The sequence below is a fragment of the Pseudomonas sp. ASL4 genome (genome assembly GCF_056680395.1).
This window is the reverse complement of the sequence record NZ_CM155280.1, coordinates 5,779,290-5,798,707: the sequence shown is the minus strand read 5'-3', so window position 1 is coordinate 5,798,707 and position 19,418 is coordinate 5,779,290. Positions and strand designations below refer to the sequence as shown.

The window sequence follows — 19,418 nt, the reverse complement described above, 5'->3', positions numbered from 1 at the left end:
GCTCATTCCGGTAATTGCGAGGTGAGTTGCGTGAGCAGTTCCAGGGTGGTTTCCAGTGGCACCGGTTCGCGCAGGTCCTGGCGCAGAAAGTCATTGATCGCGTCGTTGAGTTGCACCGCGCAATCGGTGACCGGGTCGGACCCCGGCTGGTATTCCCCCAGGCGCAGCAGCATCTCCACTTGCCGATAGGCCGCCATCAAGCGACGCAGGCGATTGTTGGCTTGCTGGTGCTCGCGGCCGGTGACGTTGCTGAGGATCCGGCTGATGCTGGCGGGCACGTCGATGGCCGGGTAATGCCCGCGCTCGGCGAGTTTGCGTGAGAGCACGATGTGGCCGTCGAGCAGCGAGCGCACTTCGTCGGCCACCGGATCATTCATCGAATCCTGCTCGATCAGCACCGTGTAGATCGCCGTGATCGAGCCGTTTTCGCTCATGCCGGCGCGCTCGACCAGTTGCGGCAACAGGGTGTACACCGACGGTGGCAAACCACCCCGGCCCAAGGGCTCGCCGGCCGCGATGCCGATCTCGCGTTGGGCGCGGGCAAATCGGGTCAGGGAGTCGATCAGCAACAAGACTTTCATGCCGCGCTTGCGAAAAGCTTCGGCGATGGCCGTGGCGGTGAACGCGGCACGGGCGCGTTCCATGCTTGAGCGGTCGGAAGTGGCACAGATCAGCACCGAACGCTGGCGCAAAGTGTCGTCCAGTTCATGGTCGAGAAATTCGCGCAACTCGCGACCGCGCTCACCGATCAAACCGAAGACGATCACATCGCAATCCATGTTGCGCGCCATCTCGGCCAGCAGTGTGGTCTTGCCGCAACCGGCCCCCGCGAACAGCCCAACCCGTTGGCCTTCGCCCAGCAGAATCGCGCTGTCGATGGCGCGAATGCCGGTGGGTAGCGCTGAGCTGATCCGTGGCTTTTGCATCGGTGGCAAGGCGTCGGCGATCACCGGGGTGGTGGTGCGTCGGTCATAAGGACCGGCAAATGCACCGTCGCCATCCCCCAGCAGCGGCCGGCCGAAACCGTCGAGCACGCGACCGAGCAAACTGTCGTCGACGCCGATGCGGTGGGCCATGCCCAGCGGCCGGATGCGCGCGCCGACCTGGATGCCGTCCGGCGTGCCCAAGGCACTGAGTAAGGTGCATTGCGTGGTGAAACCGACGATTTCGGCAAGCATGGTGCTGCCATCGGCCTTGCTCACTTCGCACAAGTCGCCAATCTTCGCCGCCGGCACCTGGCATTCCAGCAGAATGCCGTTGACTGCCGACACACGGCCACTGATCCGCACCGCCGAGCAGCTCGACAGTCGCGAAGTCTGTTCGCGGGTCCATTGCGCCAGGGCTGCATTCACCAGCGCACCTCGACATGTTGGTCGCCGTCGAACTCGATGCGCTGATCGTCGATGCGGCTCAGGCGCAGACCGTTCAGCACGTCGCCGATGTACAGCCGCTGGCCCTCGCTGGTGACCAGGTGGGCGTTGGTGCCACTGATGATCTGCACGATCACGAAGGGCAGGCCGGCACCGGCCGTGGCGACCTGGTCGAGCAGCGGCACCGGCAGTTCGTAGCGCTCTTTGAAGCGTTGCAGCATCCGCTGATAAACCAGCAACGCGTCATCTTTCAGGCCACCCTTGAGGATCAGGCCTTCGGCGCTGTCTTCGATGCGCACGTCGGTCAACAAGCGATCGCTGAGCAACGCGTTGAGCTGACGACGTACCGCTTCGCGGGTGGCCAGTTTCACCTTCGACGCAGACGTGGCTCCGGGCGTTTTCGGCTGGCCGGCCGAGGTCGGCGCGACGATAGCGGTCGCGGGCGCGGTGATGGCCTCGGTTGACTGATTGGAAGCGCTGCGACTCAAGCCCCAGGCGCTGCCCATGATGCCCACCAGCACGCCGACAATGACCGCGCCGATACGGTCGAACCGCGTCGAGCGTGACGAAACTTTCTTCAGGGGCGGCGAATTTCCGGGGTTTTGCGGGTCGCTTTCGGTCTGTGCAAGCACTGGCACCAGCGGCCAGGCCTGCTCTGCCGCCGACAGGCACAACCAGACATTGCCCAGGGCAAACGTCTGGTTCGGCGCCAGTTCGGTCACCGTGCGTGCATGGCCTTCCTCGTCGTTGATCAGGCTGTCTTCGGCGTTAAGCCGCCAGCCGTCCTCGGTGCGGGTCAGACGGCAATGCAGGGCGGCGACGCCGGGGTCGTACAGCGCCAGATCATGATCGGCATCGGCGCCAATCAGCCACTGCTCACCGATCAACGGCAATGCGGCGCCCTGGTGCAGACCGCTCAATACCCGCAGTTCAAACATCACGACAGTCTCCAGGCATCAGGCCGCATAGTCGTCCTCCAGCACTTCCTGGTCTTCTTCCAGGTCGAAACGGCCCATCACTTTCACCTCGGCGACGTTGCTGATCTCGGCGAAGGACAGCACCGGGACATGGTGGAATTCGTCCTGCAACAAGGTGCGTAAGGGGCTGCGCAAGTCCTGGGCCACCAGCAGCACGGCACGTTCAGCGGTGCGCAGGGGAAAGGCGATGCGCAGTTGCTGCACCAGTTGCAGGCTTGATTCATTGCTCAGGGCAAAGAAGGTTTCGGTCTGGGTCTGGCGCAGGCTGTCGCGCAGGATGCCTTCGCTTTCCGGGGTCAGCAGCCACACCAGCAAACCGTTGGCGCCGCAGTATTGGTTGTAGATCAGCGATTTGAGGGCGATGCGTACGTAGTCGGTGAGGGCGGTGATGTCGCGTTCGTGCTGGCCGTGTTCGATCAGGGTTTCGGCGATCACCCGGATCGCCCGCAACGGCACGCATTCGGACGCCAGCCGTTGCAGTACGGAAGAGAACCGCGCCAGTGGCAGCACTCGCTGCATTTCCTGGGCGAGTTCCGGTTGCTCGGATTCCAGCCAGCCGAGGATCGCTTTGGTTTCCTGCAACCCGATGAACTGCGGCCCGCAAGCCTGTAATGCGCGCTCCATGCGCTCGACGATCAGGGTGCTGGCGCTGATGGTTTCCACCGGGCTTTGTTGCAACTGCGCGGCGTCGGCCGGCAACCACAGCCATTGGCTTTCCTGACGCTCAAGGCTGCCGGCCACTGCGTGTTCGAATTGCCCGGCATCCAGAGCATCGACATCGATGGCGACGTGGGTCTGGTTGAACGTGGCCTTAAGCATCGGCACTTCATAGACCGAGAAACGGAATTCGTCCGGTGCCAGGTGTTCGGCGGTTTCGATGATGAACGACGGTAAGGTCAGGCCGTAATGCACCACCAGGCGATTACGCCGTTGACGGATTTCGCTGACCAGCGCGTCGATCTGCGCCCTGTTCTGCTGGGGATGGAACTGCAACAGAAACTGCCGGCTCGGGGTAAAGGTGCGCAGGTCTTCGTTGCCGTTGTCCTCCGGCGCCACGGCGACCGGTTGCTCCTGCGTGGATTTGGGTTTGGCGCGTTGCAGTTGCAGCACGCCCCCCAGGCTACAGATGATCGCGATCACGATGAACACCGCTGTCGGCATCCCTGGCATCGCCGCAAAACCAAGCATCGCTACCGACGCGATGATCCAGGCCTTGGGCTGGCTGGTGATCTGCTCGGCGATCTCGCGGCCGATATTGGCTTCCACGCCCGGATTGTCGTTGGACACGCGGGTGATGATCATCCCCGAGGTGACGGAAATCAGCAGCGCCGGAATCTGCGCAATCAAGCCATCGCCAATGGTCAGCACGGTGTACAGCTGCACCGCGTCGCCAGCGGTCATGCCGTGCTGAATCATGCCGATGGCGATCCCGCCGATCATGTTGATCGCGACGATGATCAGGCTGGCAATCGCATCGCCGTTGACGAACTTCATTGCCCCGTCCATGGCGCCGAACAACTGGCTTTCCTTGCCCAGTTCCGAGCGTCGGCGGCGGGCTTCATGGACGCTGATCAGGTTGGCGCGCAAGTCGCTGTCGATGGACATTTGCTTGCCGGGCATGGCGTCGAGGGTGAACCGCGCGCCGACCTCCGCCACCCGCTCCGAACCCTTGGTGATCACCAGGAAGTTAACCACGGTGAGGATCATGAAAATCACCATGCCCACCGCCAGGTTACCGCCGACCACGAACTGCCCGAAGGCCTCGACGATGTGCCCGGCGTCCTGATCCAGCAGGATCAAACGGGTGGTGGAAATCGACAGCGCCAGGCGAAACATCGTGGTGATCAGCAACACTGAGGGGAAGGTCGAGAACGCAAGCGGGCGGGGCAGGTGCATGGCCAGCATGATCAGCAGGCAGGAAATACAGATGTTGATGGCGATCAGAATGTCCACCAGCCAGGTCGGCAGCGGCGTGATCATCATGAACACGATGGCGAGCACGACGAACGCGCCGACGATCTCCGAGCGACGCATGGCCGCCAGGGCGATCTGGTTCAGCACATTGATAATCCGTTCCATCAGGCGGGGCTCCCCTTGGGCAGGTCCTGCTCTTGGCGTGTGAGCTCCGCCATCAACGTCAGCAGGTTGCCCAGGGCGTTCTGTCGGGCCTTGAGATCGCGCCACAACAGAATGGGCAGCTGCTGCAGCATCGGACGCAGACCGTTGAGAAAAGCCAGTTGATGCTTGAGGTGTTTGCCGCCAATGAATTGCGCCAGTTGCAGCGTTTCATGCAGGTTCATGCCCTTGCCCGACAGCGTCAGCAGGTGCTTGAGGAAGGTCGGTGCATTCAACTGCAACGCCGGGTTCTTGCCGCGCATGCGGCCGAGCAAGTGCTCGCTGGTTTGCAAAAGGGTCGCGACATGGCGAGCCGTGTTCAGGCCGTGCATGAGGTTGCGCAATTGTTGCTGGGTGCTCGAGGGGCTCAGGGCTGCGAGGTCGTCGGCAATGGCGCCGCGCAGGTCGCGCAGGGTCGGTGCGAATTGCCGTTCGCCTTCTTCTTGGCCGAGCAGGGTGTCGATCAGGCTGGAAATGCTTTGCTGGCCGACTACGCCCGAGTAGTACAGGTCTCGCAGCGTCTGTCGGCGTCGCGGGTTGAGGCTGGACTTGGCAAAGGCCCGGGCGGTGTTGATGCCGGCCTGGGCCTTGTTGCCGTGTTCGCGACGCAGCAGCTTGAGTTGCTGATTCAGGTTGACGTGTTCGCCGCTGGCCCCTTCGTTATAGGCCTGGCGCGAGGCTGCTTGCAGCATCACGTGGGCCTTGGCGGCGTCGTCACCACTGAGTGCCAAAACTTGCGCAAGGGTCGGCGTCTGGTTCTTCAACTGCTTGCGCAGTTCCCGCGCCGCGCTGTCGAGGCCCTTGTCCTGGCTGCCCATCAGCAGCTGATAAAGCTCCCCCAGTTTGACGGCCTTGGACTGCAAGGCATTGGTGCTGGCCATCAAGTCGCGCTGGCTCAGGGTCCGGCTCTGCTGAATCAGCGCCGAAGCAAACCGCGTGACCTGTTGGGTCGATGTCCCCTGATTGGTCGGGGGTGTGCTCTGGGCAAGCAGTGCCGCCGACCTGACAGGCGTCGCCGGGGCCGGTTGCTGGACATGGGGAATGTTCGGAGCCGCGATCTTCATAGCGCATTTCTGTCAGGGGTCATGCGCAGTGAGTGGGTCGTCCTGGCCATCCGGTTCCATGTCGGCGGCAAACGGAACATCTGTGCCAGATCCAGTATTGGATCCAATCGGCTTGTGCAAGAACTTGCACAGAAATCATCAGTAACGGTTTTAAAAATCGTTAAAAATCAAACAAGTACATAAATGTGTCAATTGGCATACAAATCGCTATAGCCCTGGGACATATCCTGAAATGGTTTATAGCGATGCTTTCCAGCAATTCGATGACCTGTCCAGCTCCTGTTTCCGGCCTCCGTCAGCTCAATACCGAGCAGGTGCACAAGCTGAGAATCTTCATCAAAAAAAAGGTGATGAACCTTGATGATGTGGAGGACATCCTCCAATGCACGTTTCTCGAAGCGCTGCGTAATGAGCATAAATTTCGCTACGACTCCCAGCCGCAAACCTGGTTGTGCGGCATCGCGCTGAACCTGATCCGTAACCACTTTCGCAAACTGTACAAACAGCCCTTTCAGGAAAGCTGGGAAGACCGCGAAGAGCTGGAGGTTAGCGATGGTTGCGACATTGGTGCGCAAGTGGATGATCACCGACAGTTGGCGCGCGTCGTCCTGGCGATTGGCGCGTTGCCGGTGACCATGCAGCAAGTGCTGCGGGTCAGCCTGGAAATGGACGGCAACTATCAGGACACCGCCTCGAGCCTGGGCGTACCCATTGGCACCGTGCGCTCGCGTTTGTCCCGGGCGCGGGAGCAACTCAAGCGCAGCGTGCCCTGTGTTTTTTGAAGCTCATTCACCTCAAGTTGGGAACCGCATGAGCCTGTCATGCCACACATCGGCATGTCCGACTGAAAATGGCTAACCCTCATGCGCATTTCCAACACTCCGTTCCCCGCAACCGCCTCTCCATTGTTGGGCGGTGACAAGCCTTCGCGGCCAGCGTTGGAGAATGCCAAACCTAATGGTTCGTCCGCGTCGGGTGGTGGCGTGCAGTTCGGTCAGCAGACCGGGTCCCAGACGCTGGCCAGCCCAGCCAAAGACGCTCAATCGCCGAACCTGTTGGGCCTGGTGATGAAGCGTTTGCTCGGTGGCGATGAAGGCACTACGCCCTCGCGTCCGTTGACCGACACCCCACCCGCAACTCGTACCGCCGCTGCAACGCCGACGACCGACGCCACGGCGCCTTCGTCCAACCCGGCGGCGGCCAGCAGTCCCGAAGCCCGGTTGCTCGACGACTCGAAATACTCCTCACCCAAGGAGCTCGAACGCTGGGCGCCCCTGGTGGCGGACTTGCCGCCGGAGCAGCGGGAGCAAGCGGCCAAGGAACTCAATCGACCGATTGCCGCCGCCCTGATGGCCACCGAAAAAGGCCCGGATGCGGCCAAGGCGATGAAGTTCATCAACGACAATCCAGCCCTGAAAACCGCCGTCGATACCGGCAAACACGGCGGCAAGGCGGACGGCAAAATCACTGACGGCGACCTCAAGGCGTTTGCCAAGAAGATGCAAGGTGCGGCCGACAACGCTGACAAGGACCTGGCTAATTACCAGAAGGACCATCCCAATGCTGATCCTCAGTCGTTGCAGATGGTCCGCTCGGCCTCGTTGTTGCAGGCCAACGGTCCGCTGGCCAATGCTGCCGATCCCAAACATGCGGCCGGCGCGGAGGGTAAAACCAAAGTCGATCAGTACATGGACGCCGACGGCCTCAAGGCTTTGCAGGACAACAACCCCGGGCTCGCCGGACCGCTCAAACAAGCCTCGAAAACCTGGTCGCAGCCGGGCCTGCTCAACATGCTTGATCAGGGTGGACTCAAAGGCCGGGACCTGGCCACCCATGGCCCGGACAAGAAATTCGATGCAGCGAACATCAGCAACTGGATCAAGAACCAGGCTCCCACCAATGGCGGCGAGTTCGCCGGGATGCTCAGCGACGCAGCGACCCTGAATGCTGTCGCTGGCACTGATATCAGCAAACTGGGTAAAGAGGTTTTCGAGCAGCCGCAGAACTACACCGGCGCCGAGAAAGCGGCGGTGATGGTCAAGTTGCAACAGACCCAGCAGAGCGTTGTTGCCGGTTCCGATCTACGCAAAACCGGCAAGACCGAAGACGCTCTGGCGGAAAAGATCGGCCAGTTGCAGGACGATCCCGATGTGCAGACCTACATGAGCCAGGCCATCCCCAGTCAGGAACGAGCCCTGGTGGCCAGCGACCCGTCCCTGGAAAAAGCCGTGAAGGGCCAGTTGCAAAACGTAGTGAGTGGCCAGGCCCTGCGCAACGACATGAACAGCGCCGACAAGACCTCGAAAAAAGACGCCGCTCCCGACTACAGCGGCGCCATCGGCGGGCTATCGGCGCAACTGCAAATGCAGCAGGACTTGCTGGGCCCCGATGCCGACCTGCCGACGGCTGCGCAAGTGGTCGGCAACCAGCCGGACGTCCAGAGCAAGCTGCAACAGTCCTACGTCAGCAATTTCAGTGAGGGCGGTTCGCTCAAGCAGTTGCTGGGACAGAAAAAGGCCGACGCCGGGCAGTCCCTGCAAACCAGTGATGCGCAAAAAGCCGCCTATGACGCGGTGCTGCCACAGAGCTTCGTCCAGCGTCAGCAAGCGAGTTATGTGGACGCCACGGTCGGCCAGTTGCAGCAGTCGAAAAAAGGTCGCGAGTTACTCGAAAACGCCGGTGATGCGACAGGTCAGTCCGGCTCGGTTTCCGATGCCGTTGCGCCGAAAAACAAGGCCCAGCAAGTCAAGGATGCCTACGACAACACCAAGCAGGGTCTTTCGACGGCCAAGGATGGCGTTGATGCGGTGCGCAAATTGGCTGGCCGTGAAGCGTCGGCCGGGCTCGGGCGCATGGCCGGTTCTATCGGCGGACGGATTGCCGGGGCCGTTGCCGGTGAGGCAGCAGGGCTGGCGGCGGCTTCGGCCATCGGCGCGGCTGCCGGTCCTGTGGGTTGGGTGATCGACGCGGCCATGAGCATCGGTTTCGGCATCGCGGCGATTGTCGAGGCAGTGAAAAAGCACTCCGCGCAAAAGCAATTCGACCACAACGTCGATCCGACCCTGGAGCAGTTTGGAATTCCCAAGGCGCACTGATCGAACGTTCTATTTGATCTCAACGCTTCACTCCAACAAAAGGAATGTCCATGGACCCGTTATCTTCCAGCCGTACACAACCTTTGATCGATCGCAACGAGATCGAAATGCAGCCGCCCACATCCACCAACGCTGCCGCATCCACCAGTGCTACCGCAGCGATAACCAGTGGCGATCCGCAGGTCCTGCACGACCTTAAGACAAAAATGACCGAGCTGTTCAGGGGTGACCGAACCGATACAAACGGGGAAGCAATGGACGCGCTGGTGGAAGGGCGGGCCAACAGACTGCATGAATTGAATTATTCCTCCGCTGACGTCGATCGTCTGTTGGACAAGGCCGAACGTATGGACCGAGTGACGGTTCCGACCCAGGGCGCTGTCGGTGGCTTGCCGTTTGGTGTGGTCACCGTGGTGCTCGACAAAGTGCCAGGGGTAACAGCCGACGCCACCGGTAACCCGGGGTATACCGGTTTTATCGCCGGGGCGATGTCCGGCGCGGCCGATGTGGTGGGCGGTGGGGTGCTCGCTAAAACGACCGAAGATTCGCTGTGGCTCAAAGCGCCGGCTGACAAGCTTGAAACGATTATGGCTGACTCCCAAAAGGCCAAATCGGAGGCTCATCCGATCAAGCAGGCCGGGCAAAGCGCCCTGGCCCTCCAGACATTTTCCGTGCGTAACGTCGTTCGTCTGGGGGCAGCGGCAGCGCTCAATGCAACGGCCGGGCCTAAAGTTGCCGCTGCATTCGATACGGCCATTGGTTCGGCCGGCGGGATGGTGGCCGGCGCCGGGTATGCGGTGCTCATGCACAACAATCAAAAAGCCGCGGGACTGGTCGGCGGGGCGCAGTTGTTCGGGCGCAAAGACTGGGAAGATCAATTCAAGGAGCTGGACAAGTGCAGTCCTTCCCGGCCTTACATCAACGGCGCCAAGCGCGCCGCCAAATTCCCACTGGACGTTGCGACCGAGACCTTGAGCTCTGTGCGCAAGGTGTTTGAAGGCGGCAACCTCCTGACTAACGGCGGCGCGCTGGCTGGAGGTTTCGCGCTGACAGGCATGGCGCGTAACGCGGCCAAGCAGGCGGCACTCAATCAGGGGCTGCCGAAGGGGGCCGTTGCCGCGGCGGACCATGCGGTGAACGTCGCGGGTTCGGCGTTGACCTTCGCCGCCTACGGTGCTGCCGGTGTGCTGGCCGGAAAAGCGGCGGACAAAGGCGTCAAGGTTATTCAGGAAGACATTCCGCCCAAGGCTCTGAAGCTGGCCAAAAAAGTCCAGGATGGTATTGAGGAAGGGGCGAAGGATACGGGCGAATTTGTCGAGAATAACTATAACTCGGCCAAGAAAGGCTTTCAGGAGGCCGGCACTGCGATCAAGGGGGCTTATACCTCCGGTACGCAAGCGCTGGGTCTGCGCGAGCGTCGGGTACCTACCGGTGATGGTGCAGACCAGGTGTGATGGGGATGCCCCGACATGAAAATGTCGGGGCATCAGTGAGTTTGTCGCGTTTGTAAAAACTCAACGATCACCCGCGCAGCTTTATCGGGGGTCGCCTGAAGCAGGCAGTGCGGCGCCTCGACTTCGATCACTTGTACCTGCGGTTTTAGTTCGCAGATCCGCAGCGAGGCAGTCTTCGGCACCACCCGATCCTGGGTTGCACGCAGATAAACAGCGGGAACTTTGATTTGGGACAGTTGCGTCGATACATCGACTTTGAGCACCGATCGCAGTCGCTTGCGCATCACCGAAGGACTGACCTTGTTGATCGCCCGACTCAGCGCGGCGCGCAAAGCAGCGCTAGAAAATCGACCGAGCAACATTGGGCTGAGCCATCGGGCAGGCACGAGTCCTATCGGCAGAATATTGAGCAGAAAGCCCAAGTGGCTGAACAGCGGCCGCGGGTTGCTGGCAAAGGTGCAGCAGAGCACCAGCCCGACCTGCCGAGGCAGATTCAAGGCCGTCAGAGCAATGGCGATCGGCCCCGAGAAGGATTCGCCCAGCAACACGAACGGCCGGTCAGTGGGCAGCGATTGCCTGGCAATGGCTTGCAGTTCCCCATAGTTCAACGGGATGTCGCAGGGGTAAGTCAACACAACGATGTCGCAAGCTTGCCCCACGGCCGCCACGAAAGGCTGGAACAGTTCACCCGTTCCATCCATTCCCGGTAGCAGGACCAGCGTCGGCAGGTTTGATCGGTTCATGTATTCCTTCCTTGGCGAATGGCCATTCTGCCCATTTGGTCCACATCACGCTTCGAAAAATCCCCCTTCGGTCTATGGGCAGATTTCCGGGTTTTGGACTACTACTGACGAACCCTTTTCCATTCCCCTGTCTGGAGCATTCAATGCTATCTCACTGGTTTCTTGCGGCGATCCACCTCTTGGCTGTGGCCTTGGGTCTTTGGGCGGTGCTCACTCGCGGCACGGCGTTAAGCCGCTTGGCCGCTGGAACGGCGCAGATTCGTAGCGTGCTGGTCGCGGATAACGTGTGGGGGATTTGTGCCGGGATTTTGCTGGTCACGGGACTGATGCGAGCCTTCGGTGGGTATGAAAAAGGCACCGACTACTACCTTCATCAGCCGCTGTTTCATCTCAAGATGACGCTGTTCGTGATCATTTTGCTAATGGAACTGGCGCCGATGATCACCTTGATCAAATGGCGGATCGCGTTGGGGCGTGGCGCTTCGATTGACCAGGGACGGGCGAAACTGTTTGCCCGGATCAGCCACACGGAAGCCCTGTTGCTGATGCTGATGATCATCGCAGCCACCGGCATGGCGCGCGGTGTGACCTTCGGCTAGCAACGCTGATTCGTCGGGTTTAAAGCGAATAGTCTGACAGCCAAGGCGTGGCCGACGCCGGTAGTATCGGCTTAACGAAAGGGGGGAGGGACAGGAGGCGAGTGCTCAGCAGAACGCCGAGCATGAATCTTTAGCCAGCCATTGCGCTGAAGCGAACGGGCTGGCTACTGATGCAGCAGGACTCAGGGGGTTTGTGGCTTGTCTGGTGCGGTCAGACCGGCCTGAATGCGCTGATAGATTTCTTCGCGATGTACGGCAACATCTTTCGGGGCGTTGATGCCAATCCGGACTTGCTGGCCGCTAACGCCCAGAATAGTGATCGTAATGTCATCACCGATATTTATGCTTTCACCGACTTTGCGGGTGAGTATCAGCATGGTCTTCTCCTTGATTGCTTGTAGGGCACCTGATTCAGACAGTGCAGAGGTCGGTGTAGTTATAGATTAGTGCGAAGTCTCACAGTTTGGGTGCCTCTTTCTGACGCGCAGATGCTGCATTAATTCCCAAGGCGTAACTATACAGAGGCCGCAACCATCATTCTCGTTGTTTTAAGGCCATTTTGCGGCACTCGGGAAGTATTCATGAATGTTAAAATCCGCACTTTCAGCATTCAGAGGGAAACGTTGTGCGCAAAATGGCCTTGGTAATCGCAGTATTGGCGTTGGCGGGATGTGGTGAGGGCAAGGAAGCGAGCACTCAAAAGACGCCATCCAGCGCAGTTTCCGTACAGGCTTCAGCTCCTGTTCCGGCAGCCGGTCCGCAATGGGATCTCGAAGTGCGCGGCGAAACAACCCAGGCAGTCAGCGACCTCAGCGGCTGGTTGATCGAGCACAGCTTCGTTTCCAATGTGGTTCGGGAAAACGGCAAGGACCGGATCCTGCTCGGGCCGTTCGGATCCAAAGCCGAGGCCGAGGCGCGTCAGGCTGACTTAAACGCGGCGCTGACCAAGGCGAAAAAAATGAACATCGAATCGCTGATCATCGAGCGTCCGGCGGCTCAGTAACCGCACAACTGTTCAGGCGCCGTTCAGCAGCGACTCTTAAAAGGGGAGCTGGAGGACGTCAACGTGGACGAGGAGATCCTCAGGGGAACCTCCGAATCGGCCAGCGATGGTTTCTACGGCTGGGTCGCCTCTCAGCCTGATGGGCTACTGGCGCTACAACAAAGTCGGTGGTTAGAAACAAAAAAAGGCCTCGGGTTTAATGCCCGAGGCCTTTGTGTTTTCAGCGGTTGTTCAACCACAGGCTTTCATGTTTACCGGGCCGACAAACTCATTACCGCGACCCATCACGCAGGCCACGCTCTGGTTGCGCTGGCGCTCCCAGGCTTGCACCGGGTAGGTCTTGTTCCAGGCTTCATACAGTTGGCGATCCTGTTTGGACAGCTTCAAGCCGTACTGCTTGCTCATGTAGAAATACGTCCGGGCGATCATCCCGCGTATCGAAGGGCGCGGCATGACCTTCTTGGCCTTGAAGTCGACCTGCGTCAGGCACGAACCGTATTGGCCCGATTGTACCGGCAGCCAGCCAAAGCTGAAGTTGCTGCGGTCGCCATTCACCTCGCCGATGCTCGGCACCAGGTTGTGCAAGTCGGCCTCGGCCTTCTGATAAGTCGGGTCGTAGCGCGTGCAGTTTTTGCGTCCGCCCGACTGCCAGCATTGGCGCTGATGACCGATCTGCCAGGCGGGGACAATGTGTTCCCACTCGATGCGCGAGGCGCGCTTGAGGCTTTTGCGCGGCACATACCCACAGGCGGCGAGGTCCACCTTGTTACCGGTGTATTTGCAGCCGCAATAAAACTCGGTGGATTGCGGTGCGTAAAGCTTCCAGGCGACTTTCTTGGCTTCGTTGAAGGTGCGCGGAGCGCCAGCCTGGGCGCCCATGGCGATGAACAGAAACAACAAAGCAAAACAACGGACACTCATTGACTCAATCTTCCTTCGGCACAACCCAAAAAATCTGCACGCCGCCATCGTCGCGATAGGCGAGGGTGACGTTATCGTTTTCGTCGATTTCTTCGAGCAGTTGTTCCCACTCATCCACCGGTTCGTCAGGAAGACGGAAGATCAGGGCGGCTTTGGCTTTCTGGGCACTTTGGGAATTGATGATTTTTTGGACGCGAATGCCCATGCGTTGATAGGAGTCAGGAGAGGCGGAAGTGGTGGCCACAGGATTATCCTTATTAAGCTGTACGTGCATACAGTATTTAACTGTAAGCATTTTCGCAACTGCTTAAAATTCAAGAAAATCCTCTGACAGTGGTTTTTTCCGTTTGGTGTAAGACGGTCAGGATTTTTTTGTAGGACTATGACCCCTCGCCAGAGTGGCGAAGGGTGTAAGCGGTGCCCGACCGGAGCTGGTCGGGCGAGGGCGGATCAGTATTCCCAGAACATCCGTTGCAGCTCTTTGCTGTCATTGGTTTTGGTCAGCGCGACCATGGCCAGGATCCGGGCTTTTTGTGGGTTGAGGTCATGCGCTACAACCCAGTCGTACTTGTCATCAGGCTGTTCAGCGTTACGCAGTACGAAACCGCCGGCGTTGACGTGGGACGAGCGGATGATTTGCACGCCGTCCTTGCGCAGGGCCTGCAGGGTTGGAACGACGCGCGAAGACACCGAGCCGTTGCCGGTGCCGGCGTGAATGATCGCTTTGGCGCCCGATTGAGCCAGGGCTTTGTAGGCGACATCGCTAACGTTGCCGTAGGAATAGGCGATTTCGACGTCAGGCAGGCTCTTGATGGTTTTGATGTCGAATTCCGAGTCCATGGTGTGACGCTTGGCCGGCAGGCGGAACCAGTAGGATTTGCCTTCGACCACCATGCCCAGCGGGCCCCAGGCACTTTTGAAAGCCTCGGTCTTGATGTTGATCATTTTGCTGACGTCGCGACCGGACTGGATTTCATCGTTCATGGTCACCAGCACACCTTTGCCGCGTGCTTCTTTGCTGCTGGCCACGGCCACGGCGTTGTAGAGGTTCAGCATACCGTCAGCCGACATCGCAGTGCCTGGGCGCATGGAGCCGACCACGATGATCGGCTTGTCGGTTTTTTCCACCAGGTTCAGGAAGTAGGCGGTTTCTTCCAGGGTGTCGGTGCCATGGGTGATGACGATGCCATCGACGTCTTTGCTGTCGGCCAGTTCTGCCACTCGACGACCCAGTTGCAACAGGTTGTCGTTGGTGATGCTTTCAGAGGCGATCTGCATGATCTGTTCGCCACGCACATTTGCCAATTTGCCGAGTTCCGGCACGCCGGCAATCAGTTGCTCGATACCGACTTTGGCCGCTTGATAAGTGGCACTGTTGGCCGCGCTGGCGCCAGCGCCGGCGATGGTGCCGCCGGTGGCGAGGATCACCACATTAGCCAGTTTCTGTTGGGTTTCGGCTTCTTTCGCTTGAAGGGCGGTCGGCAGGAGCAGCAGGAGGGCCAAAGCGCCCGGAATAAAAGTGTTGAATACAGATTTCATTATTTTCTCTCTAGTAGTGACGGTGCTGATGCAGGTTCATCTAGATGCGCCCCCGGCAGATCTGAACGCCTGGGGTGCACGAGTAGGAGCAGGATCTGTACCAGCCGTACTTTGAATGAGAAAAAACTTTAATCTGCTGATTTATATAGGTATTTTTGTGATTGTCGGGACAGGTTCACATCTTGTTGTCCGGGTTCTCGAACACGTTTGGTGTTTGTGTTCGGTTCTCCGAAAAAACCTACGACTTTCGTTGAGAAAATCGCCTTGCGAAATTTCAGACCGCTGCTAAAGAAATTCGCGTTCAGGTCGATGCTCCTTTAAAGGACCTTACTTTTTCAGGAGCTCACATGTCGTTATCCGTCGGTATTCCGAATGCTGCAGGCATCACAATCGGTGGCAAATCAGCCGCTACCATCCGAGCGTTGAACGAAGCTACAGCGGAGGCGGCAGATAAAGCGCTGGGTGTCAGCAAGGACGACGGTAAGCAAGTCAAGACAAGCGCCGTGGGCCTGGCATCGGGTGCAGATGCGCAGGAAGTCCCGGACAACACCAGTGTGACGGTGAAAATGCTGCTCAAGCGCATGCAAGAGCTGCAACAGCAACTGCGCGAGGAGCAGCAACAATTGGCGGCAGCCCAGGCGGCTTCTTATCCAACGCCGGAAGCCAAGACCACTGCGGTCATGGGTGTTCAGGGCCAAATAGCCGAAACCAACGGCGCTTTGATGGAGGTATCCGCCGCCTTGGTCAAGGAGATGTCCAAGGGCTCCGGTAGCGGGTCGGTGGTCAACACCTCGGCCTGATGTGATTGCCCGGTTTTTGCCAACCAGTACAAAAAATTGGTCGTTTCTGCTCGTTGACAAATCCCTGCAGGGTTCGCATAGTTCGGTCTACGCAAACGTTTGCGCGGCGTTCCCGATGACTTGATTCATCGGCGACGCCCTGAAGCTACGCCAGCGCAAGCGTTGCTCACAATAATCATAAGATCGGAGTGAACCCATGAAGCTGCCATTCGCTGGACGTCTTCTCGCTGTCGCTATGCTGGCTGCCGCATCCGCCGCTTTGCCCCTCTCTTCGGCTTTCGCCGACACCCCCGAAAAACCTAAAGTTGCCCTGGTCATGAAATCCCTGGCCAACGAATTCTTCCTGACCATGGAAGACGGCGCCAAGGCCTACCAGAAGGAACACTCCGCCGATTTTGACCTGATCTCCAACGGCATCAAGGACGAAACGGACACGAGTAACCAGATTCGCATCGTCGAGCAGATGATTGTGAACAAGGTCAATGCTCTGATCATCGCACCAGCAGACTCCAAGGCTATGGTCCCGGTGCTCAAGAAAGCCGTCGATGCCGGTATTACCGTGATCAACATCGACAACCAACTTGATCCGGCCGTCGTCAAAAGCAAGAACATCACCATACCGTTCGTAGGCCCGGACAACCGCAAAGGTGCGCGTCTGGTGGGCGATTACCTGGCCAAGCAACTGAAGGCCGGTGACGAAGTTGGCATCATCGAAGGCGTGTCCACCACCACCAACGCCCAAGCCCGCACCGCAGGCTTCAAGGATGCGATGGAAGCGGCCAATATCAAGGTTGTCTCGTTGCAGTCCGGCCAATGGGAAATGGACGGTGGTAACAAAGTCGCCGCTGCAATCCTCAGTGAATACCCGAACATCAAAGCCCTGCTGGCCGGTAACGACAACATGGCCCTCGGCGCCGTTTCCGCCGTCCGTGCAGCGGGCAAGGCTGGCAAGGTTCAGGTAGTCGGTTACGACAACATCAACGCCATCAAGCCGATGCTCAAGGACGGCCGCGTCCTGGCGACCGCTGACCAGTTCGCTGCCAAGCAAGCCGTGTTCGGCATCGAGACTGCGCTGAAAATCATCAAGGGCGAGAAAGTCGACAGCGGCACCAACGGTGTGATCGAAACTCCGGTAGAGCTGGTTACCAAGTAGTCCTTCTGGCGACACAACGGTGCTCGCCCGTCCGGGCGAGCGCATGGAGAGTTTTTTATGTCAGTTTGCGCCCCGAACGCTGTCCTCTCGGTCAGCGGTATCGGTAAGACCTATGCCCAACCGGTCCTGACCGGCATCGACCTGACGCTGATGCGCGGTGAAGTGCTGGCGCTGACCGGTGAGAACGGCGCCGGCAAAAGCACCTTGTCGAAGATCATCGGCGGGCTGGTCACGCCGACCACCGGCCAGATGCAATTCCAGGGTCAGGAATACCGCCCCGGCAGCCGCACCCAGGCCGAAGACCTGGGCATTCGAATGGTCATGCAAGAACTCAATCTGTTGCCGACGCTGTCGGTGGCGGAAAACCTGTTTCTCGATAACCTGCCCAGCAGCGGTGGCTGGATCAGTCGCAAGCAACTGCGCAAGGCTGCGATCGAGGCCATGGCCCAAGTCGGTCTCGACGCGATCGACCCGGACACCCTGGTCGGCGAGCTGGGCATCGGTCATCAGCAAATGGTCGAGATCGCCCGTAACCTGATCGGCGACTGCCATGTGCTGATCCTCGACGAACCGACCGCGATGCTGACGGCTCGTGAAGTCGAGATGCTGTTCGAACAGATCACTCGCCTGCAAGCCCGCGGCGTGTCGATCATCTACATCTCCCACCGCCTCGAAGAACTGGCGCGAGTGGCACAGCGCATTGCCGTGCTGCGTGACGGCAACCTGGTCTGCGTCGAGCCGATGGCCAATTACAACAGCGAGCAACTGGTCACCCTGATGGTGGGCCGTGAGTTGGGCGAACACATGGACTTGGGGCCGCGCAACATCGGCGCGCCGGCGCTGACGGTCAAAGGGCTGACCCGCTCCGACAAGGTTCGCGATGTGTCTTTCGAAGTGCGCGCCGGTGAGATCTACGGCATTTCCGGGCTGATCGGGGCAGGGCGCACCGAGTTGCTGCGCCTGATCTTTGGCGCCGATACCGCGGACAGCGGCACGGTCGCGCTGGGTTCTCCGGCTAAAGTCGTCAGCATCCGTTCGCCGGCTGATGCGGTCGGTCACGGCATCGCCCTGATCACCGAGGACCGCAAGGGCGAAGGCCTGCTACTGACCCAATCGATCAGCGCCAACATTGCCTTGGGCAACATGCCGGTGATTTCCAGCGCGGGCGTCGTCAATAACGGTGACGAGATGGCACTGGCCCAACGTCAAATCGACGCGATGCGCATCCGCAGTTCAAGTCCAACACAACTGGTGTCCGAGTTGTCCGGTGGCAACCAGCAGAAAGTCGTGATCGGCCGTTGGCTGGAGCGCGATTGTTCGGTGATGTTGTTCGATGAGCCGACTCGCGGTATCGACGTCGGCGCCAAGTTCGACATCTATGCCTTGCTGGGTGAATTGACTCGCCAGGGCAAAGCGTTGGTGGTGGTGTCCAGTGACCTGCGCGAGCTGATGCTGATCTGCGACCGGATCGGCGTGTTGTCTGCGGGGCGCCTGATCGACACCTTCGAGCGCGACAGCTGGACCCAGGATGATTTGCTTGCCGCCGCTTTTGCCGGCTACCAAAAACGTGATGCGTTGCTCAACGAAGCAGCGCCTAGGGATCTTCCATGAAAACTGCAGCATCTGCCGGTAAACGTAGTGGCAATTTTTACGGGCTAGGCACCTACCTGGGCCTGGCCGGTGCCTTGCTGGCGATGGTCGCGCTGTTCTCGGCCCTGAGCAGCCATTTTCTGTCGTATGACACCTTCAGTACCCTAGCCAACCAGATCCCCGACTTGATGGTATTGGCGGTCGGCATGACGTTCGTGTTGATCATCGGCGGTATCGATCTGTCGGTCGGTTCAGTGCTGGCGCTCGCAGCTTCAGCGGTCAGCGTGGCGATTCTCGGCTGGGGCTGGAGCGTCTTGCCCGCAGCGTTGCTCGGCATGGCGGTTGCGGCACTGGCCGGGACCATCACCGGTTCGATCACCGTGGCCTGGCGAATCCCGTCGTTCATCGTGTCCTTGGGCGTGCTGGAAATGGCCCGTGGTCTGGCGTACCAGATGACCGGCTCGCGCACGGCTTACATCGGTGATGCCTTTGCCTGGCTGTCCAACCCGATTGCCTTCGGTATTTCGCCGTCGTTCATCATTGCCTTTGTGATCATCATCGTCGCCCAGGCTGTGTTGACCCGGACTGTGTTCGGTCGTTACCTGATCGGCATTGGCACCAACGAAGAGGCCGTGCGTCTGGCCGGGATCAATCCAAAACCCTATAAGATTCTGGTGTTCAGCCTGATGGGCTTGCTCGCCGGTATCGCCGCGCTGTTTCAGATTTCCCGTCTGGAAGCGGCGGACCCGAATGCCGGCTCCGGCCTGGAGCTGCAAGTGATCGCCGCTGTGGTGATCGGCGGCACCAGCCTGATGGGCGGCCGCGGTTCGGTCATCAGCACGTTCTTCGGTGTATTGATCATCTCGGTATTGGCGGCGGGCCTGGCGCAGATTGGTGCGACCGAACCGACCAAACGCATCATCACCGGTGCGGTTATCGTGGTGGCGGTGGTGCTTGATACTTATCGCAGTCAGCGCGCAAGCCGGCGGACTTGA

Annotated in this window: 18 protein-coding genes; 9 read left to right on the top strand and 9 right to left on the bottom strand. The window is 59.5% G+C overall.

Annotation, left to right across the window (positions count from 1 at the left end; translation table 11 throughout):
* Positions 1 to 2: 2 nt before the first annotated feature.
* From AC1MEW_RS26470 to sctW, 4 genes are read right to left on the bottom strand one after another with little or no spacing between them, the layout of a single operon-like run.
* The gene (locus AC1MEW_RS26470; protein ID WP_201257294.1) at positions 3 to 1,352 is read right to left on the bottom strand and encodes a FliI/YscN family ATPase; all 1,350 of its coding nucleotides are present in this window, start codon (positions 1,350 to 1,352) and stop codon (positions 3 to 5) included.
* Positions 1,349 to 2,308 carry an FHA domain-containing protein gene (locus AC1MEW_RS26465; RefSeq protein ID WP_480427351.1) on the bottom strand — a complete coding sequence of 320 codons (960 nt, stop codon included), beginning with the start codon at positions 2,306 to 2,308 and terminating at the stop codon, positions 1,349 to 1,351. The genes AC1MEW_RS26470 and AC1MEW_RS26465 overlap by 4 nt, the downstream gene beginning before the upstream one ends.
* An 18-nt stretch (positions 2,309 to 2,326) precedes the next feature.
* Positions 2,327 to 4,426: a type III secretion system export apparatus subunit SctV gene (gene sctV / locus AC1MEW_RS26460; protein ID WP_480424202.1), complete on the bottom strand. Its 2,100-nt coding sequence runs from the start codon at positions 4,424 to 4,426 to the stop codon at positions 2,327 to 2,329.
* Positions 4,426 to 5,526 carry a type III secretion system gatekeeper subunit SctW gene (gene sctW / locus AC1MEW_RS26455; protein ID WP_201257291.1) on the bottom strand — a complete coding sequence of 367 codons (1,101 nt, stop codon included), beginning with the start codon at positions 5,524 to 5,526 and terminating at the stop codon, positions 4,426 to 4,428. The genes sctV and sctW overlap by 1 nt, the downstream gene beginning before the upstream one ends.
* 245 nt (positions 5,527 to 5,771) lie before the next feature.
* On the opposite strand from sctW, the gene AC1MEW_RS26450 reads away from it, so the two are divergent.
* The 3 genes from AC1MEW_RS26450 to AC1MEW_RS26440 all read left to right on the top strand — a co-directional run bounded on the left by AC1MEW_RS26450 (position 5,772) and on the right by AC1MEW_RS26440 (position 10,075).
* Positions 5,772 to 6,308, top strand: a complete 537-nt coding sequence (locus tag AC1MEW_RS26450; protein ID WP_201257290.1) for an RNA polymerase sigma factor — start codon at positions 5,772 to 5,774, stop codon at positions 6,306 to 6,308.
* Positions 6,309 to 6,389: 81 nt separating this feature from the next.
* A complete protein-coding gene (locus AC1MEW_RS26445) occupies positions 6,390 to 8,621 on the top strand; it encodes a type III effector HrpK domain-containing protein (protein ID WP_480424200.1) in 2,232 nt (743 codons plus the stop codon).
* A 50-nt stretch (positions 8,622 to 8,671) separates the two neighbouring features.
* Positions 8,672 to 10,075, top strand: coding sequence for a hypothetical protein (locus AC1MEW_RS26440; protein ID WP_480424199.1), 1,404 nt, complete (start codon positions 8,672 to 8,674; stop codon positions 10,073 to 10,075).
* A gap of 32 nt (positions 10,076 to 10,107) precedes the next feature.
* Here AC1MEW_RS26440 and AC1MEW_RS26435 read toward each other — a convergent pair whose 3' ends face one another.
* A complete protein-coding gene (locus tag AC1MEW_RS26435) occupies positions 10,108 to 10,818 on the bottom strand; it encodes an alpha/beta fold hydrolase (RefSeq protein WP_480424197.1) in 711 nt (236 codons plus the stop codon).
* A 143-nt stretch (positions 10,819 to 10,961) separates the two neighbouring features.
* Between AC1MEW_RS26435 and AC1MEW_RS26430 the strand changes: the two genes are divergently transcribed.
* Positions 10,962 to 11,417, top strand: a complete 456-nt coding sequence (locus AC1MEW_RS26430; RefSeq protein WP_201257286.1) for a DUF2214 family protein — start codon at positions 10,962 to 10,964, stop codon at positions 11,415 to 11,417.
* Between the two features lie 182 nt (positions 11,418 to 11,599).
* On the opposite strand, the gene csrA is transcribed toward AC1MEW_RS26430, so the two are convergent.
* Positions 11,600 to 11,794, bottom strand: a complete 195-nt coding sequence (csrA, locus tag AC1MEW_RS26425; RefSeq protein WP_007938114.1) for a carbon storage regulator CsrA — start codon at positions 11,792 to 11,794, stop codon at positions 11,600 to 11,602.
* A 248-nt stretch (positions 11,795 to 12,042) separates the two neighbouring features.
* Here csrA and AC1MEW_RS26420 point away from each other — a divergent pair, with 248 nt between their 5' ends.
* The gene (locus AC1MEW_RS26420) at positions 12,043 to 12,420 is read left to right on the top strand and encodes an SPOR domain-containing protein (RefSeq protein WP_322267941.1); all 378 of its coding nucleotides are present in this window, start codon (positions 12,043 to 12,045) and stop codon (positions 12,418 to 12,420) included.
* 231 nt (positions 12,421 to 12,651) lie between these two features.
* On the opposite strand, the gene AC1MEW_RS26415 is transcribed toward AC1MEW_RS26420, so the two are convergent.
* The 3 genes from AC1MEW_RS26415 to AC1MEW_RS26405 all read right to left on the bottom strand — a co-directional run bounded on the left by AC1MEW_RS26415 (position 12,652) and on the right by AC1MEW_RS26405 (position 14,880).
* Positions 12,652 to 13,341 carry an endonuclease gene (locus AC1MEW_RS26415; RefSeq protein ID WP_201202307.1) on the bottom strand — a complete coding sequence of 230 codons (690 nt, stop codon included), beginning with the start codon at positions 13,339 to 13,341 and terminating at the stop codon, positions 12,652 to 12,654.
* A gap of 4 nt (positions 13,342 to 13,345) precedes the next feature.
* Positions 13,346 to 13,636, bottom strand: coding sequence for a DUF1654 domain-containing protein (locus tag AC1MEW_RS26410; RefSeq protein ID WP_201202308.1), 291 nt, complete (start codon positions 13,634 to 13,636; stop codon positions 13,346 to 13,348).
* A gap of 155 nt (positions 13,637 to 13,791) precedes the next feature.
* Entirely contained in the window at positions 13,792 to 14,880 is a 1,089-nt protein-coding gene (locus AC1MEW_RS26405; protein ID WP_201202309.1) for an asparaginase, read from the bottom strand.
* Positions 14,881 to 15,227: 347 nt separating this feature from the next.
* Here AC1MEW_RS26405 and AC1MEW_RS26400 point away from each other — a divergent pair, with 347 nt between their 5' ends.
* The 4 genes from AC1MEW_RS26400 to AC1MEW_RS26385 all read left to right on the top strand — a co-directional run bounded on the left by AC1MEW_RS26400 (position 15,228) and on the right by AC1MEW_RS26385 (position 19,418).
* Complete coding sequence (locus tag AC1MEW_RS26400; RefSeq protein WP_201257284.1) at positions 15,228 to 15,680, top strand: hypothetical protein; 453 nt, start codon at positions 15,228 to 15,230, stop codon at positions 15,678 to 15,680.
* Positions 15,681 to 15,876: 196 nt separating this feature from the next.
* A complete protein-coding gene (locus AC1MEW_RS26395) occupies positions 15,877 to 16,833 on the top strand; it encodes a substrate-binding domain-containing protein (RefSeq protein WP_480424195.1) in 957 nt (318 codons plus the stop codon).
* 57 nt (positions 16,834 to 16,890) lie between these two features.
* Complete coding sequence (locus AC1MEW_RS26390) at positions 16,891 to 18,444, top strand: sugar ABC transporter ATP-binding protein (RefSeq protein ID WP_323570111.1); 1,554 nt, start codon at positions 16,891 to 16,893, stop codon at positions 18,442 to 18,444.
* Positions 18,441 to 19,418, top strand: a complete 978-nt coding sequence (locus AC1MEW_RS26385) for an ABC transporter permease (RefSeq protein WP_201202315.1) — start codon at positions 18,441 to 18,443, stop codon at positions 19,416 to 19,418. The genes AC1MEW_RS26390 and AC1MEW_RS26385 overlap by 4 nt, the downstream gene beginning before the upstream one ends.

Coding starts and splice junctions, on each gene's coding strand:
- AC1MEW_RS26405 (WP_201202309.1), bottom strand. CDS start 14,880: ATGAAATCTGTATTCAACACTTTTATTCCGGGCGCTTTGGCCCTCCTG.
- AC1MEW_RS26415 (WP_201202307.1), bottom strand. CDS start 13,341: ATGAGTGTCCGTTGTTTTGCTTTGTTGTTTCTGTTCATCGCCATGGGC.
- AC1MEW_RS26445 (WP_480424200.1), top strand. CDS start 6,390: ATGCGCATTTCCAACACTCCGTTCCCCGCAACCGCCTCTCCATTGTTG.
- AC1MEW_RS26385 (WP_201202315.1), top strand. CDS start 18,441: ATGAAAACTGCAGCATCTGCCGGTAAACGTAGTGGCAATTTTTACGGG.
- AC1MEW_RS26390 (WP_323570111.1), top strand. CDS start 16,891: ATGTCAGTTTGCGCCCCGAACGCTGTCCTCTCGGTCAGCGGTATCGGT.
- AC1MEW_RS26430 (WP_201257286.1), top strand. CDS start 10,962: ATGCTATCTCACTGGTTTCTTGCGGCGATCCACCTCTTGGCTGTGGCC.
- sctV (WP_480424202.1), bottom strand. CDS start 4,426: ATGGAACGGATTATCAATGTGCTGAACCAGATCGCCCTGGCGGCCATG.
- csrA (WP_007938114.1), bottom strand. CDS start 11,794: ATGCTGATACTCACCCGCAAAGTCGGTGAAAGCATAAATATCGGTGAT.
- sctW (WP_201257291.1), bottom strand. CDS start 5,526: ATGAAGATCGCGGCTCCGAACATTCCCCATGTCCAGCAACCGGCCCCG.
- AC1MEW_RS26465 (WP_480427351.1), bottom strand. CDS start 2,308: ATGTTTGAACTGCGGGTATTGAGCGGTCTGCACCAGGGCGCCGCATTG.
- AC1MEW_RS26440 (WP_480424199.1), top strand. CDS start 8,672: ATGGACCCGTTATCTTCCAGCCGTACACAACCTTTGATCGATCGCAAC.
- AC1MEW_RS26395 (WP_480424195.1), top strand. CDS start 15,877: ATGAAGCTGCCATTCGCTGGACGTCTTCTCGCTGTCGCTATGCTGGCT.
- AC1MEW_RS26400 (WP_201257284.1), top strand. CDS start 15,228: ATGTCGTTATCCGTCGGTATTCCGAATGCTGCAGGCATCACAATCGGT.
- AC1MEW_RS26410 (WP_201202308.1), bottom strand. CDS start 13,636: ATGCTTACAGTTAAATACTGTATGCACGTACAGCTTAATAAGGATAAT.
- AC1MEW_RS26450 (WP_201257290.1), top strand. CDS start 5,772: ATGCTTTCCAGCAATTCGATGACCTGTCCAGCTCCTGTTTCCGGCCTC.
- AC1MEW_RS26435 (WP_480424197.1), bottom strand. CDS start 10,818: ATGAACCGATCAAACCTGCCGACGCTGGTCCTGCTACCGGGAATGGAT.